We start from the raw sequence: 14,781 nt of genomic DNA on the forward strand, positions 1-14,781 counted from the left end.
AAGGTGAATAAGAAGTAATCCGTTCATTAGAAATTAAAAACAAACGTGATGATAGTGCATCAAAGGCTCATATACGATGCGCTATCATCATGTGATTTAAAACTCTTCGTAAACAGCTGGGTCCTGATTTTTATTTCTGCCATCAGGGCGAGTCAACTCTCCAATGAGGTTCATTTCAGTTTCGTCCAGTGAAAAGTCAAAAATCGATATGTTTTCTAATTGTCTTTGCGGTGACGCTGATTTAGGAATAGGAATGGCATTCAACTGATAATGCCAACGTAAAATAATCTGTGATACAGTCTTGTTATGGTATTCGGCAATTTTTTGTATCACTTCATGTTGTAAAGCATTATTTGTGCGACCAATAGGACTCCAGGATTGAGTCTGAACTTGGTTATCCTGATGCCATTTTCGCAGTTGTTCTTGGTTGAAAAAAGGATGTAATTCAATTTGGTTCATGCTCGGCTTTACACCAGTTTCTTTTTCTAATCGCTCCATATGCTCCGGTAAGAAATTACAAACACCGATAGAGCGAATAAGCCCCCATTTTTTTGCATCAATTAATGCTTGCCAGGCTTCCATATAAATATCTTGGATTGGGTTCGGCCAATGAATAAGGTATAAATCATAGTAATCTAGATTTGCACGATATAATGACTCTTGAATGGTTGTAACGGCTTTATCATACTCATGGTAACGTCCTGGTAATTTGGATGTAATTCTTAATTCTTCTCTTGGAACAGAACTGCGTCTTACAGCTTCCCCAACAGTTCCTTCGTTTTCATAATTATAAGCTGTGTCAATTAGCCGGTAGCCGATGTCGATCGCACTTGTAATCGCATTTACACCTGCATTCCCATTAAGTTTATATGTACCCAAACCAATAACTGGTACGGTCATACCATCATGAAGCGTAATCTCTGGAATCGATTTACTCATTATGAACCACTCCCTTTCACTAATAGTTTAAGCGTATCACTATATGAACAAGTAATTCAAATAAATTAATCCATTATTAATATAAGAATGATTTGTTCAATACATTATTAAGCTGACCCTTTTAGCTTTTCTCCCACAGTTCTTTGCCTGCCAGATCCAATTCCAGCGAGCAGCAGCAATCCAATGATACCTATTAATAATAGTAACGGGATACTCCAGCTGTTTGCGATATCGTGTAGGGCACCAATAAGAACTGGTCCCGTCGCTGCTAACAGGTAACCAAATGATTGAGCCATTCCAGATAATGCTGCCGCTTGTTTTCCATCCGTTGTTCTTAATGTGAAGAACATCATGGACAAACTAAATGCACTACCAGAGGCTATACCAATTAGGATAGCACTGACAGGAACGATAGTTGGATGTCCGATTAACAATCCAAGTATGCCTGATGCATATAAACAAGCGGTTACGATGCTTAAACCGATTTGATTTTTCAAGCGCTCTGCAATAATTGGGATAATAAAGGTGATTGGAATAACAGAGAATTGCATTAAGAAAACCATCCATCCTGCTGCACTTGAACTATAACCAATTGTTCGTAATATATCAGGGAGCCAGGTTATTAATGTATAGAATAGAAAAGATTGACATCCCATATATAGTGTAACCTTCCAAGCTAATCCAGATTTCCATAAATGATTTCCGTTTTTCTTTACAGCGATCGTATTAGTAGTCCCTTTTCTTTGAAGTAATTGCGGGACCCATACAAGTATGGCTAAAAATGAAATACATGCGAAGACTGCTAATGCGCCTGGCCAGCCAAAACCTTGAATTGCAGCAAGAGGGACACTTAATCCAGAGCCGAGCGCACCAAATATATTCATCGATACAGCATACACACCTGTCATCATTCCGATTTTTAAAGGGAAATTCATTTTGATAAATCCTGGTAGTAACACATTGCCAAATGCTATTGCAGTCCCTATTAAGATTGTTCCAATGAATAAAAAGCCAACATCTGCTAATGAACGGACAATAATTCCAGTGGTTAGAATAAGCATAGAAAGAAAAATCGTCCATTCCATTCCAAGCCGGTTCGCTAGTTTTGGTACAAATGGAGAAAGAAGTGCAAATGCGATTAGAGGCAGCGTGGTGATACTTCCTGCTATGGCATTGTTCAGTGCTAAATCATCTCGAATAAAAGGGATGAGTGATCCGACAGAAGTTAGTGGGGCTCTTAAATTGGATCCGATTAGAATAATTCCGAAGATAAGAAGCCATGTTGTACGTTTATTTTTTTGCTGATTTTCTAATGATAAATCTTTTGTATTCAATTTTTATCCTCCATTAGTTATAATTGCGGTATGGTGCTTTTATATAAATGATGTTATACTTAACGTTGCGATGAGCTGATTTGTGTAAGTCAAAGCACAATGCAATAGATGTGAATGTGAACACATCGTGCTTTGCCGCAAATTTCGTGAAGGCGCCTGTATTGTATACGGGCGCCTTTTATATTGCATAAGAAACTATAAAATTTGAATGCTGTGGATAACTTAGATACTGGAGTGGCCGCGTCCAGCTCCAGCGCCCAACGACTAGCGAGACTTCCCTCACCTCATGACACGATAAGGAAGACTTGCCGATTGGCTGTGCCAGAGGCTTAGTCGCACTTATACCCTGGCGGTGAAAGTCAACATCGACTCTAGGTAAAAGGATGGCCGATTAAAATCAGGCTACGCCTAACATCGGCATACCCCTAAAGGGGCATGTTTCCTTTATCTCCTACGGCTCAGTCCGTACGTCGCTAACCGGGATCTTCCGCTTTTGTTCTATAGAAACCTGTTCAATTCTAATTTATTCATCATATCATGATTTTACAAGTAATAGATAAGTAAATTAGTGATAACCAATAAAAAAGGACAGCTATAGTTAGCCGTCCTTAAGAAAAAGGGAATCTATCAAGAAAGTCGAGGATCAGCAAGTAATCGTTCGATTTCTTCCTTATGGTGTGTTTCATCCGATATTAAATCCTCTAGCTTAACAACAAGCTCTGTTAACCCAAGGTTCTCTGCTTGTTTTTTTCGTTCTTCATAACGTTTAATTGTATCGGACTCAGCTTGAAGTGTTGCTTCAAGCATTGCTTTTACTTCTGTTGGTTGAGGTACATCAGCTGATTTGGTTGTTGGAGTGCCTCCAAGAGCCTTGATTTTTTCAGAAAGATAGAGTGCGTGTCCAAGCTCATCCGCAATTTCTGATTCGAAAAATGGTTTTAATGCTGATCGGTATAAGCCAGAAACAACAGATGCACTGTATGTGTACTGAATAGTAGCACCATACTCATGAGCTAAATCTTCATTTAAACCATCAATTAAATTTTGTAAATCCTTTTCCATTATTTATCTCCACCTTTTCAATAGTAAAACGTTAAGTATACTGATACAATACCCGCTCTAGTTTTGTTTAAACCTAAATCCCTGTATAATAACATTAAATTGAAATAAGAAGATAAAATGAAGGTGTGAAATAATGATGAAAAAAGATCGGACATTGCTGTTGTTTCTATTAATCGCAGTACTTATAATAACGGGAGTTTGGGTTGTACAAATTGTAAATGGTTATGTACCCTATATTGACACGTGGTCAAACCAATTCGTTGAAACCTTGCATAATTCCATTATTTATCAGCCATTCCGATTGGTTACAAATCTTGGATCAGAATTCTTTCTCGTACCATTCGTAGTTGTCATGACGATTGTGTTAAGTATTTTACTCAAAAAATGGTTTGTTGCTATTCTTTTTCCTGGTGGGATTTTACTGACACATCAATTGAATATACTTATTAAAAGTCTTGTTGTAAGGGAGAGACCAAGCATATCGGTTGCAGCTAATGCAGAAGGATACAGTTTTCCGTCTGGACATGCTATGATCTCAATGGTTTGTTATGGCTTGATTGCTTATTTATTAGTTAAGAAAATGAAATCGCATGTCCTAATCTTTATTACGCAAACAATGTTTGTCACACTTATATTTTTGATTGGGATCAGCAGATATGTAATTCATGTCCATTATATAACCGATATTGTTGCTGGATTTGCGCTTGGATTTATCTGTTTAATTGGACTCATATATGTGTATGAAAGGATGGAGTCAGTCTTAAGTCGGAGCTAAAAGCATCCTCTAGATGGTTTAAAGGGGGAGCAACTAAGTTTATGATAGGAGTAGTAACTTGCTTATGTACCGTGTTAAAAAAGAGGATGTGTAGAGCAATCTCCTATATACAGATTGACTCTGAGAGGATGACAGACAGATGAGAAATTTCTTTCGTTATTTCTTTGCGATTTTTTTAATCGTTATTGGCGTTATGCTTGTGATGGCTAATCTTGAAGTGATTGATTTCAATTTTAGTGTCGCATGGCATTATATTTATCCAATTTTCTTTGTTGTGATTGGTTTTATGAGCTTGATTCGTTATTTAGGAAGAAGAGGGGGAAGCTGGATTTTTGGATCCTTTTTCGCAATATTCGGTTCGTTGTTAATCATGGATCGGTTAGACTGGATGACATTTGCTTTTAAAGATGTTATTAATTTATGGCCATTGCTTATTGTATATATTGGATTTTCTCTAATTGGACGTAATCGGGTTACGATCAATTATTCTTTTGATGACGACAAGAATCATGATTATGATTATGATACAGGATGGCATAAAAAGTATTTTGATAATTCGATGTTTTCGGTTGGGAGCCAAACCTTCGATGAGCAGAATTGGGTAGTAGAGCCAATGCATTTAAAACATATGGCCGGAGACTTTTATTTTAACTTTTCGAAAGCTTTTATTCCTGAAAAGAAAATTCCAATTACGATTGATTCGCTTGCAGCAGATGTGAATATTGTGGTACCTGAAAATATTGATTTTCGTATCCATGCGAGGGTGAAAGCTGGCGGTATACAAGTGCTGGATCAAGCTTCGGATGGTATAAATCGCACATTCGTCTATCAAACGAATAACTATGATGCTGCTGTCAAAAAGCTGGATTTTTATATCAATCTAAAAGCTGGTAACATTCGTATCGATCGTGTGTGAGGAGGGCTGTATGATGAAAAACAGGTTTTCAAGTATCCGCTATATTTTTATTCGTTCCCATTTGTACAGTATGTTTTTAACATCCATCTTACTTCTTACCATTTTGTTATCTATCTATGTCTTATTTGAGCCAGAATGGTTAACTGTTCAAAGCATTTTTCTATTTGCAATTTTGTATGCCTCTATTGCCTTTGTTATTTCGCTGTACACTGGGTTTAAAGAGGTAGGGAATATGTTGAAAACCAAGCTGGATGGCATATCCCTTCTCATTACGCAATTTTCAAACGGAAATTATGATTCTTCTATTCAGTTCCCAAAGTCAATGAAAGATGAAGATGAGATTACAAGAATTGCAAAGGATTTAAATGAGCTCGGTAATAAATTAAAGAATCAGGTAAAGTCATTGCAGCGAATGGCGGATGAGAAAGCAGATTTTGCTAAGTCAGCACATAAAGCAGCTGTTATAGAGGAAAGGCAGCGGATTGCTAGAGACCTTCATGATGCTGTTAGCCAACAGCTTTTTGCTTTAACAATGATTTCAGAAGCTTCGATTAAGCAATTTGATAAAAATCCGGCATTAGCGAAAAAGCAAATGAAGGAAGTTGCTACGGCGGCATTACAAGCACAGACAGAAATGCGAGCGCTTTTACTGCATTTACGACCTGTTCATTTATCAGGAGATTCATTGGCAACAGGAATACATAAATTAATTGAAGAATTAAAGCAAAAGAGCTCAATTCATTTCCATCTCAAGATAAATGAGGAGCTAGAACTAAGTGAAACGATAGAAGAGCATGTATTTCGGATTGTTCAAGAATCGTTATCAAATATTTTAAGACATGCAAACGCGAACAACGTACAGGTAGAGATTTTTAAAAAATCAAACGAATTATTTGTACACATTCAAGATGACGGTAAAGGTTTTGATGTAGTAAATGATAAAGAAAGAAAAACATCCTACGGGTTGAAAACGATGCGAGAGCGTAGTGAGGAGTTAGGCGGGACATTTGTTATTCGTTCTAATCCCGATGAAGGAACATATATTGATATTCGGATTCCTTGTAGCGGAAAATAAATCGGTTTATTTAGTGGGGGGAATGGAAATGGTTCGTGTTTTAGTTGTTGATGATCATGAAATTGTACGAAAAGGAATTATTGCTTATTTACAGACGGAAGATGATATTGAAGTTGTTGGTCAGGCATCGAGCGGGAATAAAGGGGCTGAGCTTGTGCTTCAATTACGGCCAGATGTTGTTTTAATGGACTTAATTATGGATGATGGGACAGGAATTGAAGCAACAAAGCAAATAATGGGGGACTATCCAAATTGTAAAATTATTATTTTGACGAGCTATTATGATGATGAACAAATATTTCCGGCACTTGAAGCCGGGGCATTTAGTTATATATTAAAAACTTCCGCTGCACCTGAAATTGCTGCTGCTATCAAAAAAGCAGCCAACGGGGAAAATGTCATTGAGCCAAAAGTGGCTGGAAAAATGATGTCAAATTTCCGCGCTGAACAAAAAAAGCCCCATGATGAATTGACAGAACGTGAAATGGAAGTCTTACTCTGTATCGGAAATGGTATGACGAACCAAGAGATAAGTGATAAGCTCTACATCGGTATTAAGACGGTGAAAACGCATGTTAGCAACATTTTATCAAAATTGGATGTTAATGACCGGACGCAAGCAGCTGTTTATGTCCACCGTAATCAATTACTATAAGATTAGCTAAAAGCTGCTTAAGGTACTATGTTTAAGCAGCTTTTGTTAAAATAAATATAAAATTCACATTAATTCTCCAGAGCCGTTCTAATTCATACTCTCATACTTCGTGAAATAGCATGTCCATACTAGCATAGACCATTAATTTACTAACAATATTATAATGAAAACAGGAGTTTTTCTTTCGTGATTGTTCAATAATTTGTCATATTAGATGAAACAACCAAAGCTGTTTTATTGTTTTTCACTACAGGCATTTGTATAATACAAATGTATAAAAAGAAGAGAGGAATACTCGAATATGCGGCAGATGACTAAGAAAGCTGAGAATTTATTGTTGTTCATTTGGGTACAAGCATTTGTAGCAACGACAGGTAGTTTGTTTTATTCAGAAATAATGGGATATGTTCCATGTGAAATGTGCTGGTACCAAAGAATTCTAATGTATCCATTAGTCATTATTTATGGGACTGCAGCAATTAAGAAGGATATTTCAATTGCGCTGCCAGGATTAATTTTGAGTGTAATCGGATTGCCAATTTCAATTTATCACTACATGCTGCAAAAAGTGCCTGCAATGCATGAATTGGGGGGAGCATGTACTGGAGCAGTTCCGTGTAATGCTGTCTACGTCAATTACTTTGGCTTTATAACGATACCGTTTTTAGCTGGTGTAGCGTTTACGGTAATTATTGTTTTACATCTTATGCTTTTAAAGGAACAAAGGAGGAAATAAACGAATGGGAAAGAAAATGATAGCTATTATTGCGGTAATTGTTGTATTATTTATTGCTTTATTTTTCGTCCTCGATTATAAAAATAATCAAGCACTTAATAACAATGAAAATCCTTATGGAACAGAGGATTTGGATCAAGCTACAATTGATCAGCTAGACAATCCATTATATCAAAATCAAATTCTTCCAGATGAGTTAAGTGAAACGATTCAGAATGGAGATCCTGTTACGGTTTACTTTTATAGCCCAACTTGTATTTATTGTCAAAACACAACACCATATCTCGCCCCATTAGCTGAGAATATGGATGTCGATATGAAGAAATTCAATTTATTAGAGTTTGGACAAGAAGGCAATGCATATCGCATTGAATCAACTCCAACACTGATTCATTTTGAAGATGGACAAGAGGTTGCCAGGCTTGTTGGACAATATCCTGAAGAGGGTTACGAAACATTCTTTAATGAATATGTTGTGAATTAATATAAGAAGTAGTGGCTTCGTCAATGAAGCCACTACTTTTTTTGATATGATTGGACTATAAAATTTGAATTCTATCTACCGCTAAAAAGGGGAGTGAACACGCGAAAGAATCATTTAGTGTCGTGCTTCTGTTTTGTTAAAAAACGTATAAGAAAGAATTAATCCAATAAAATACAAGCCAAGTGCAATATACGCAGGTAACAGATGTATAAAAGTCGTATAGCCAATTGCAAAGTGAATATAGATTCCTGCCCAAAATGCTGGCAAGCCTCCTATTAAATAGGTCCACCATACCCACCGATTGCCTTGTTGGAATCCCCATAATGAGAGCATCAATACGAGTAGGCCAACACTTATTAAAGCACTGCCAAATCCAGCACGGTCATGTGCTAAAACAGGAAGCAAGTTCTCGTTAAACGTATTCATCATTTCAGCTGGCATGCAGATATAAGCCAAATCAGTTGGGACAAAGATGGTAGTCATTCCGATGGTGGAAATGATAATCCCTCCTAATACAAAAGAAAACCCTAATAATACAAAGGCTAATTGCCCGAATAATCCTCTTCTAAAGATGACATCATTTTTTCTGTTTTTAGAGGATGGCGTGCCAGTAACGCCTATGGATTTCATGTATCCATATATATAAACTGGAAGCAAAACAAGCCAAAAAACAAAATGAAGCCAGTCGAAATAACCGAATCCAATAAAAGCAAAAATACCCAGAAAGCCAATAATTGCAGCAATATCAATTGCCTGCTTTGCCCATTTTAATCCATGTTTCACTCCGTGTTTGGCTAACTGCATGTATACAATTCCACCAGATATCATGGTACCAGCTAGTGTCATACGATCATGTGCCATGAATAACATAATTCGCTCATTGAAGGTCATTATTGACTCGCGTTTCATTCCTAAAAACAGCTCATCATATGGTAGTACTACAGTTGTCATGCTAAAAAGAAGTGCCAGCAGTCCTCCAATCATAATAAATAAACCAAATAGCCAATAGGCAAACCATCCGTGTAGTTGTGGAGGGCTGTAATCAAGGCGATCTAAAAGTGCTTCGTTGATTCGCTTGGTTAATCCTGGGCCGGCAAATACATAGCCATCTGAAAGCATAATGAAATCAGCGCCAGCATCTAGCAGCTGTATTGCTTGTTCTGGTTCCTTGATCCCGCCTGAAGTTATAATGGTGCCTTTATAGCCGTTATTTCTTAGCTTCTTCACTTTTTCATGCAAACGAATATCTTTTTCCGTGTGTTCCAACACAATACCAGCAAAAGGACTATCTATAAGACTCTCACTTGGTGGAACGGTTGAGAAGAATATTGGCTTATTCGTTTCTTGAATTAATACTGGAAACGAAGATTCGATAATGTAACCATCAGCAAATTGTTCAAGCCGCTTTATCATAAAGCTTAGTTCTTCATATGTCCCACTTAGTCTAACAAATAGAGGTTGCTTCTTTTTTACCTTATGTAAATGATCGATTGTTTTTTCAATTCCAACGGATTCTACCTTAGCGGGAAATTGAATCGCTTCTGCCTTTCTATCAACTATTGGAGTCGTGAAATGGGTTGTTTGCTTCGCTGTCACAGGTCCAATTTCTAGAAAACCAAAGCCTAAGTTGGTAAAAGCACGTGTTCCAGAAAGAAAAGGATCGATTTTTCCAGATAACCCAACTGAGTTATGAAATGTTAATCCATGGTTATTTTTTTGGATGAGGGGAGAATTTTCTTCCCTTCCCAGGAAATGAATCACTTGTGGGCCAATCTGGAATGGAAGTGTAGCAATGAAACTCATTCCACGATGTATAAGTTCTCTTGAGACATTAGGCGGTAATATGTTCAATAGGGGACGAAAAATACCATGATAAGACCAGTCTGGCATGGTATCACTCCTTCCAGCTGTCTTTTCTCTCATTGTAGCATGGATGAGTTTGCAAAAGGAAGAAAGCTAGTGTTTGCCAATAGGGTATGGAAAAATAAAGTGTTCTATAGTAGAATTGCATTTTCAAATGAACAGGAGGTTGATATTTTTGAGGTAAAACGTAATAATTAATATGATTTTATACTCTAAATCGTATGCTGTTCCGTGTTGCCAAATTTATATAAGGTAAGGTGATTACCATTAAAAATATAAGAAGTGCCCTTTTCATGCTTCTAGGACTTATATCCTTTGGTATTGGTGTTGCTGGTACGGTATTACCAGTCTTACCAGGTGGACCGTTTTTTCTATTCTCCGCGTTTTGTTTTGGGAAAAGCTCGAAGCGTATTGAAAACTGGTTTAAGAGTACCATGTTTTATGAAAAATACGTTGTTCGAATCAAAGAAAACCGTGGCATGACCAAAAAAGAAAAAGTTCGAATAAACTTGATTGCTGACGCTTTTATTCTTTTTTCGATATTTTATGTGGATATTTTGTTCGTGAGGATAGTTTTGGTTATACTCATGTTCTATAAGCACTATTATTTCATAAAGAAAATAAAGACGATAACACCAGAGGAAGCAAAAATTAATGTAAGCAAATAAACTATCTTTGCGTAATCTGCTTATGGTAATGAATTACCTTGAAAAAATGCCCGAGGGATAATTTTCGAGCATTATTTCAAGTGTTTGATTCTAGTCCTCTTCCTCTGTATACATATTGCAAATCGTTAGAAACGGCCGTTCGAGAAAATTTGCTGGCTTTTTAGAACTTTGGTTTTTATGAGCTTCTTTAAATTGCTCCGATTCCTTCCAGTTTTCGAAGTCCTTGGCAGATTCCCATTGTGTGAATACAACATACGTATTGCTTTTAGTCGGCCTCAGTAAGCGAAAGGCTTGGAATCCGGGCATTCCTTCAACCGAATTAGTCCGGTTCTTGAATCGATATTCAAAACCGGGTTTACTTTCATCGGAAACAGGTATGTTGTTCATTACCACAAATCCTTCTTCCAGAATGTCTCCGGTTTGCATTAAAATTTCATATTCTCTTCCCGATTGGAATAGTTTCTTTTCATGATTCTCATAGTAAGCAATCCCGCCCGCACTATTATGCATAAGATGAAGGTTGATTTCTGGATTTTTTTTACGTAGCTTCAATAGGAACTCAACTGTTCCATTGGTCATATACGCCTTCATATAATAACCCCCTTTATCTTTTATAATATCATATTAACCATATTACCCTCTATTGACAACGATTACACAAATCCTATATTAAAATTATTATTAAATAATAGGGAGTATATTCTTTAGATTCGGCGAAAAATGTCGTATAATAAATAATGTAATTGTGTAGAGGTGAACATATGCGAAAAAAGGTAAAAAAAGAGAAGCGACGTTTAACAATTCTGCGTAGATTTAAAGTGATTTTATTTATGATCGTTTGTATGATCGTCATGGGACTTCTTGGATATGGTGCTGCTTTATTTGGTGGAAAGCTAATCGTTGATCAGGCAGGTATGGTATTAGATGAAACGACTATCATTGAAACACAGGATGGGGAAGTAATTGGAACGTTATACAATGAAAATCGAATTTATACCCCTATTGATCAAACGCCTGAGCACCTGCAGCAAGCTTATGTTGCAATTGAAGATAGACGTTTTTATGACCATTCTGGAATAGATATCAAATCAATTATTCGTGCAACCTACAAAGACATTATTGCAATGAGTAAGGTTGAGGGAGCAAGTACGATTACACAGCAGCTAGCGAAGAATTTATTTTTATATAATGATAAAACATGGTCACGAAAAATAAAGGAAGCAATGGCAGCTGTTTATTTAGAAAAAGAATTAACGAAGGATCAAATCCTAGAGTTATATATGAATGAAATTTATTTTGGTCATGGTTTATATGGAGTAGAAGTAGCTTCACAGTATTTCTTCTCGAAGTCGGTTGGTGATTTGACAATTGCAGAAAGTGCGACGCTTGCTGGGCTTGCTAAAGCCCCGAATGGATATTCACCGATTAACCATCCAGACAAAGCACTTAATAGAAGAAATGTTGTTTTACAGGCGATGGAAAATGCTGGATACATTACTGCTGAAACAAGGCTTGCAGAACAAGAAAAAACATTAGGCCTGGAAATACAGGAAAAAGAGGCCAAGTCTTGGACTGACAGCTATATTGACCTTGTGATGAAAGAAGCGGCAAGTGAGCATCAGCTTTCAGTTGAAGCTTTAAAGCGTGGTGGATATCGAATTATCGTTAATATGGATAGTACGATTCAAAAAATTGCCTATGATGAGTTTCAAAACGATGCATTTTTTCCGGGAAACACGGATGGAGTGGAAGGCGCCTTTGTGATGATGGAAGGTAAGACTGGAAATGTTGTTTCTGCTATTGGTGGTAGAAATTATCAGGTTGGTGATTTAAATCGTGCAGTAGTAAAGCGCCAGCCGGGCTCAACCTTCAAACCGGTTGCAGTATATGGGCCAGCACTCATGCAGGAGGAAAAATATACACCTTTTACACTTTTACCGGATCAACAAACAGATAAATATATGGTGTCGAATGTGGATGGAACGTACGCAAATGCAGTTACAATTTATGAAGCATTAATGAGTTCCAAAAACACATCGACCGTATGGCTGCTTGACCAAATTGGCATTGACTATGCGAAAGATTATCTAGAACAATTAGGAATGCCGATTGAGGATGAAGGATTAGCGATTGCGCTTGGTGGGTTAGCTGAAGGAGTTACACCGCTACAACTTGCCACCGGTTATCGTTCATTTTCTGCAGAAGGAAATGTCGTGGAAGCAACAACGATTAATCGCATTTTTGATCGAAATAATGAAATACTATACGAAGAGGAAGCTGTATCTACACCGGTTTTTAGTCCGCAAGTAGCATGGCATATGACGGAGATGCTAACGGAGACCGTTAATAATGGGACAGCAGCTGCTGGTGACTATACAAAAGCATTAGCTGGAAAAACAGGTACAACCCAACATCCCCATGTTGAGGGACAAGTCAAGGATGCTTGGTTTGTTGGATATACACCAGAATATGTAACTGCTACATGGATTGGGTATGATAAGTCAGATAAGGATCATTACTTAACTGGTGGAAGTTCTTATCCAACGAGATTAACGAAATCGATATTGACTGAGGTTGATCAGCAAACTGGTGGTGCACTCACAGCGGAATTTACAAAACCAGATGCTGTGAGTGAATTACCTAAGCCAATCAAGCTCCCGCAAATTACAAACCTTCGTGCAGAATATCAATTTGGTGGCTTTTCATTGGTACAGGGAAAGTTAAGCTGGGAAGGGTCAGATGATGAGCGTGTGCATTATAGAATCTATCAAGAGAAGCCTGGCATTGATAAACGCATTGATGAAGTGCAAGGAGAAACAGCATATACCATTAATCATGCACTATTTCGCGGAAATACGTATTATGTTGTAGCGTACGACCCCTTAACTAAATTGGAAGGTGGCAGATCGGAAGTTGTGAAAATGAATTGGTAAATAAATTAGACAAATTGATGACAATCAGCCACCGTTACTATACAGTAGGGCATGTAATCGCTATAGTTAGGTATGGAGATAGTATAGAGGAAACGCACAGTATGTTAAAAGGGTGAAAATTTATGTCAAAACGAATCAATGATACGATTTTAAAAGCTTACAAAGGGGAAGATACGGATTATACACCAGCTTGGTTTATGAGACAGGCAGGACGTTCCCAACCAGAGTATCGGGAGCTGAAAGAGAAATATTCGTTATTTGAAATTACACATCAGCCGGAATTATGTGCTTATGTAACAAGGCTTCCTGTTGAAAATTATGGGGTTGATGCCGCGATCTTATACAAGGATATTATGACCCCGCTGCCAGCAATTGGTGTCGATGTTGAAATTAAGGCTGGGATTGGACCAGTTATTGACAATCCAATCAGGAATCTGGCTGACATTGAGAAGCTTGGTGAATTAAATCCAGAAGCAGATATTCCATACGTGCTTGATACCATTCGTATCTTAACAGAGGAACAGCTTGATGTACCTCTGATTGGGTTCAGTGGTGCACCGTTTACACTTGCAAGCTATATGATAGAAGGTGGCCCATCAAAAAATTACAGCAAAACAAAAAGCTTGATGTACCGTGAGCCAGAAGCTTGGTTTGCTTTAATGGAAAAGCTCGCAGATATGATTATTACGTATGTGGATGCACAAGTAAAAGCTGGAGTAAAAGCAGTTCAAATTTTTGATTCATGGGTAGGTTCATTAAATGCTGCGGATTATCGTGTATTTATTAAGCCAGTAATGACAAGAATATTTTCAGAGCTAAAAAAGCATAACGTACCATTGATTACTTTTGGTGTTGGTGCGCGTCACTTATTGTTAGAGTGGAATGATCTCCCTGTTGACGTTATTGGTCTTGATTGGCGCACATCCATTGCCGAAGCACGTAAAATGGGTGTAACGAAGGTTGTGCAAGGAAACTTGGATCCAACCATTTTGCTGACGGACTGGGAAACAATTGAGAGACGAACGAAGGCAATTCTAGACGAAGGAATGCAGCATGGAAAGCACGTGTTTAATCTTGGACACGGTGTTACACCTGATATAAAACCAGAAACATTGAAAAAGTTAACAGCGCTTATTCATTCTTATACACATAAATAGATACAAGAGGTTGTTCAAAAAGTCCGGTGAAAATGACGCATCGAGAGCAGTAGACCTTCGACTAAGTACCGACACGTCCTGTGTCGAGAGTCGAAGTCACCACATCAGGCGAGAAGCTCGTTGGCTGCTTTTGCGCTACTCCTTGGAAAAGAAAATCACTTTTCCTGCGTGCAAGTGCGTCTGC

General features: G+C 37.6%; 14 protein-coding genes. 9 read left to right on the top strand and 5 right to left on the bottom strand.

The features are described 5' to 3' along the window. Positions 1 to 96: 96 nt before the first annotated feature. The 3 genes from MHH64_RS09830 to MHH64_RS09840 form a co-directional block, all read right to left on the bottom strand. Positions 97 to 939 (bottom strand): aldo/keto reductase, encoded by an 843-nt coding sequence (locus tag MHH64_RS09830; RefSeq protein ID WP_095309641.1) that lies wholly within the window; start codon positions 937 to 939, stop codon positions 97 to 99. 107 nt (positions 940 to 1,046) lie between these two features. After that, a complete protein-coding gene (locus MHH64_RS09835) occupies positions 1,047 to 2,273 on the bottom strand; it encodes an MFS transporter (protein WP_095309638.1) in 1,227 nt (408 codons plus the stop codon). A 627-nt stretch (positions 2,274 to 2,900) separates the two neighbouring features. Beyond that, a complete protein-coding gene (locus MHH64_RS09840; RefSeq protein WP_340003160.1) occupies positions 2,901 to 3,335 on the bottom strand; it encodes a ferritin-like domain-containing protein in 435 nt (144 codons plus the stop codon). 133 nt (positions 3,336 to 3,468) lie between these two features. Here MHH64_RS09840 and MHH64_RS09845 point away from each other — a divergent pair, with 133 nt between their 5' ends. The 6 genes from MHH64_RS09845 to MHH64_RS09870 all read left to right on the top strand — a co-directional run bounded on the left by MHH64_RS09845 (position 3,469) and on the right by MHH64_RS09870 (position 7,976). Next, positions 3,469 to 4,110 (top strand): phosphatase PAP2 family protein, encoded by a 642-nt coding sequence (locus MHH64_RS09845; protein ID WP_340003161.1) that lies wholly within the window; start codon positions 3,469 to 3,471, stop codon positions 4,108 to 4,110. 139 nt (positions 4,111 to 4,249) lie between these two features. After that, on the top strand, positions 4,250 to 5,026 hold the full coding sequence (gene liaF, locus MHH64_RS09850; protein ID WP_340003162.1) for a cell wall-active antibiotics response protein LiaF: 777 nt from the start codon (positions 4,250 to 4,252) through the stop codon (positions 5,024 to 5,026). Between the two features lie 13 nt (positions 5,027 to 5,039). Further along, on the top strand, positions 5,040 to 6,101 hold the full coding sequence (locus MHH64_RS09855; protein WP_251661647.1) for a sensor histidine kinase: 1,062 nt from the start codon (positions 5,040 to 5,042) through the stop codon (positions 6,099 to 6,101). Between the two features lie 28 nt (positions 6,102 to 6,129). Next, on the top strand, positions 6,130 to 6,756 hold the full coding sequence (locus MHH64_RS09860; protein ID WP_118888716.1) for a response regulator transcription factor: 627 nt from the start codon (positions 6,130 to 6,132) through the stop codon (positions 6,754 to 6,756). 301 nt (positions 6,757 to 7,057) lie between these two features. Continuing rightward, on the top strand, positions 7,058 to 7,492 hold the full coding sequence (locus MHH64_RS09865; protein ID WP_303448023.1) for a disulfide oxidoreductase: 435 nt from the start codon (positions 7,058 to 7,060) through the stop codon (positions 7,490 to 7,492). 4 nt (positions 7,493 to 7,496) lie between these two features. Continuing rightward, positions 7,497 to 7,976, top strand: coding sequence for a thioredoxin family protein (locus tag MHH64_RS09870; RefSeq protein ID WP_118888718.1), 480 nt, complete (start codon positions 7,497 to 7,499; stop codon positions 7,974 to 7,976). Positions 7,977 to 8,090: 114 nt separating this feature from the next. Here the strand turns inward: MHH64_RS09870 and MHH64_RS09875 are convergent, their stop codons facing one another. Further along, entirely contained in the window at positions 8,091 to 9,866 is a 1,776-nt protein-coding gene (locus tag MHH64_RS09875; protein WP_340003163.1) for a dihydroorotate dehydrogenase, read from the bottom strand. A gap of 266 nt (positions 9,867 to 10,132) precedes the next feature. Between MHH64_RS09875 and MHH64_RS09880 the strand changes: the two genes are divergently transcribed. Further along, positions 10,133 to 10,507 (top strand): YbaN family protein, encoded by a 375-nt coding sequence (locus tag MHH64_RS09880; protein ID WP_240033726.1) that lies wholly within the window; start codon positions 10,133 to 10,135, stop codon positions 10,505 to 10,507. Between the two features lie 90 nt (positions 10,508 to 10,597). Here MHH64_RS09880 and MHH64_RS09885 read toward each other — a convergent pair whose 3' ends face one another. Beyond that, the gene (locus tag MHH64_RS09885; protein ID WP_340003164.1) at positions 10,598 to 11,098 is read right to left on the bottom strand and encodes an antibiotic biosynthesis monooxygenase; all 501 of its coding nucleotides are present in this window, start codon (positions 11,096 to 11,098) and stop codon (positions 10,598 to 10,600) included. A 170-nt stretch (positions 11,099 to 11,268) separates the two neighbouring features. On the opposite strand from MHH64_RS09885, the gene MHH64_RS09890 reads away from it, so the two are divergent. Together MHH64_RS09890 and hemE are read left to right on the top strand one after the other, a co-directional pair. Continuing rightward, positions 11,269 to 13,440: a transglycosylase domain-containing protein gene (locus MHH64_RS09890; RefSeq protein WP_340003165.1), complete on the top strand. Its 2,172-nt coding sequence runs from the start codon at positions 11,269 to 11,271 to the stop codon at positions 13,438 to 13,440. Between the two features lie 122 nt (positions 13,441 to 13,562). Further along, positions 13,563 to 14,597 carry a uroporphyrinogen decarboxylase gene (gene hemE, locus MHH64_RS09895; RefSeq protein ID WP_118888723.1) on the top strand — a complete coding sequence of 345 codons (1,035 nt, stop codon included), beginning with the start codon at positions 13,563 to 13,565 and terminating at the stop codon, positions 14,595 to 14,597. The last annotated feature ends 184 nt before the right edge of the window (positions 14,598 to 14,781 follow it).

Source organism: Oceanobacillus sp. FSL K6-0127, assembly GCF_037983385.1.
GTDB classification, from domain to species: domain Bacteria; phylum Bacillota; class Bacilli; order Bacillales; family Amphibacillaceae; genus Oceanobacillus; species Oceanobacillus profundus.

What these genes read in the sequence shown, in the direction of transcription:
- MHH64_RS09830 (WP_095309641.1), bottom strand. Translation starts at nt 939, where the DNA reads ATGAGTAAATCGATTCCAGAGATTACGCTTCATGATGGTATGACCGTA.
- MHH64_RS09840 (WP_340003160.1), bottom strand. Translation starts at nt 3,335, where the DNA reads ATGGAAAAGGATTTACAAAATTTAATTGATGGTTTAAATGAAGATTTA.
- MHH64_RS09845 (WP_340003161.1), top strand. Translation starts at nt 3,469, where the DNA reads ATGATGAAAAAAGATCGGACATTGCTGTTGTTTCTATTAATCGCAGTA.
- liaF (WP_340003162.1), top strand. Translation starts at nt 4,250, where the DNA reads ATGAGAAATTTCTTTCGTTATTTCTTTGCGATTTTTTTAATCGTTATT.
- MHH64_RS09855 (WP_251661647.1), top strand. Translation starts at nt 5,040, where the DNA reads ATGAAAAACAGGTTTTCAAGTATCCGCTATATTTTTATTCGTTCCCAT.
- MHH64_RS09860 (WP_118888716.1), top strand. Translation starts at nt 6,130, where the DNA reads ATGGTTCGTGTTTTAGTTGTTGATGATCATGAAATTGTACGAAAAGGA.
- MHH64_RS09865 (WP_303448023.1), top strand. Translation starts at nt 7,058, where the DNA reads ATGCGGCAGATGACTAAGAAAGCTGAGAATTTATTGTTGTTCATTTGG.
- MHH64_RS09870 (WP_118888718.1), top strand. Translation starts at nt 7,497, where the DNA reads ATGGGAAAGAAAATGATAGCTATTATTGCGGTAATTGTTGTATTATTT.
- MHH64_RS09875 (WP_340003163.1), bottom strand. Translation starts at nt 9,866, where the DNA reads ATGCCAGACTGGTCTTATCATGGTATTTTTCGTCCCCTATTGAACATA.
- MHH64_RS09880 (WP_240033726.1), top strand. Translation starts at nt 10,133, where the DNA reads ATGCTTCTAGGACTTATATCCTTTGGTATTGGTGTTGCTGGTACGGTA.
- MHH64_RS09885 (WP_340003164.1), bottom strand. Translation starts at nt 11,098, where the DNA reads ATGAAGGCGTATATGACCAATGGAACAGTTGAGTTCCTATTGAAGCTA.
- MHH64_RS09890 (WP_340003165.1), top strand. Translation starts at nt 11,269, where the DNA reads ATGCGAAAAAAGGTAAAAAAAGAGAAGCGACGTTTAACAATTCTGCGT.
- hemE (WP_118888723.1), top strand. Translation starts at nt 13,563, where the DNA reads ATGTCAAAACGAATCAATGATACGATTTTAAAAGCTTACAAAGGGGAA.